This window comes from Amycolatopsis sp. H20-H5 (assembly GCF_035828755.1).
Taxonomy (GTDB): Bacteria; Actinomycetota; Actinomycetes; order Mycobacteriales; family Pseudonocardiaceae; genus Amycolatopsis.
The window spans coordinates 1-1,322 of sequence record NZ_JAYMZS010000279.1; the positions used below are offsets into that span (position 1 = coordinate 1).

The 1,322-nt window shown below is 71.3% G+C and carries 1 protein-coding gene; it reads left to right on the plus strand.

All coding sequences use genetic code 11. The annotated features are described in order from the left end of the window. On the plus strand, positions 1-1,275 hold a 1,275-nt coding region (locus QMK34_RS47465), incomplete at its 5' end, for an HAD-IC family P-type ATPase (protein ID WP_326421626.1). Between the last annotated feature and the right edge of the window lie 47 nt (positions 1,276-1,322).

A 1,322-nucleotide genomic window follows, 5' to 3' on the forward strand; every position in this document is an offset into this window, starting at 1 on the left:
GCGGTGGCACTGGCCGCCATGACGGAACGCGGACTGCGCGTGCTCGCGGTCGCGCACAGGGCAGATGTCCCGCCGTCGGACGATCCCGGAGCCGTCGAACAGGACCTCGAACTCCTCGGGCTCGTCGGCCTGCAGGACCCGCCCCGCGCGGACGTCGGCGAGGCGATCGCCCGCTGCCGTGAAGCAGGTATCAAGCTCGCGATGGTCACCGGCGACCACCCGGGGACCGCCGCCGCCATCGCCCGGGAGGTGGGCCTCCTGCTGCCGGGTGGAGCAGTGGTCTCCGGCTCCGATCTGCCCTCCGGCGAGACGGAACTCGGCGAACTGCTCGACCACGACGGCACGGTCATCGCCAGGGTCACCCCGGAGGACAAGCTCCGTATCACCAAGGCGTTGCAGGCGCGGGGCCATGTCGTGGCGATGACCGGGGACGGGGTCAACGACGGACCGGCCCTGCGCACCGCCGACATCGGCGTGGCGATGGGGGCTTCCGGCACGGACGTCGCCCGTGAGGCCGCCGACCTCGTCCTGCTCGACGACAACTTCGGCACCATCGTCATCGCGGTTGAGATGGGCAGGGCGAGTTTCGCCAACATCCGCCGCTTCCTCACCTATCACCTCACCGACAATGTCGCGGAGCTCACGCCGTTCGTCCTGTGGGCACTGTCCGGCGGCTCGATCCCGGTCGCCCTCACGGTCCTGCAGGTCCTCGCGCTGGACATCGGCACCGACATGCTGCCCGCGCTCGCGCTCGGGGGCGAACCACCCAACCGCCGGACCATGCGCGGTCCCCTGCGCTGCCGCAGCCTCATCGACGGCAAGGTCGCGTTCCGGGCCTTCGGCCTGCTCGGTCCGGCCGAAGCCATCCTGTCCATGGCCGCGTTCTTCCTGGTGCTGGTCGCGGGCGGCTGGCGGTTCGGCGCGACGCTGCCGGACAGCCTGCTCGTCACCGCCTCCGGGACGGCGTTCGCCGCGATCGTGCTGGGCCAGGTGGCCAACGTGTTCGCCTGCCGCAGCGAGTCACGCTGGGTCGGGCGGATCCCGCTGCTGAGCAACAAACTGGTGCCCTACGCGGTCGGGTGCGAGCTGGCCATGCTCGTGCTCTTCCTCCTCGTCCCGCCGTTCCCCGAGCTACTGGGCGGCGGTATGCCGCGCGTGCTGGGCTGGGGAGCGGCGCTGCTGACGATCCCCGCGGTGATCGGCGTCGACGCGGCGTACAAGGGTATTCGCGCCCATCGCCTACGCCGGCAGGAAGACCGATCCGGAACCCGGTGAACCACGGCGGCGAGGGTGGGGCGACGACTTTCGGCCGTCGCCCCACC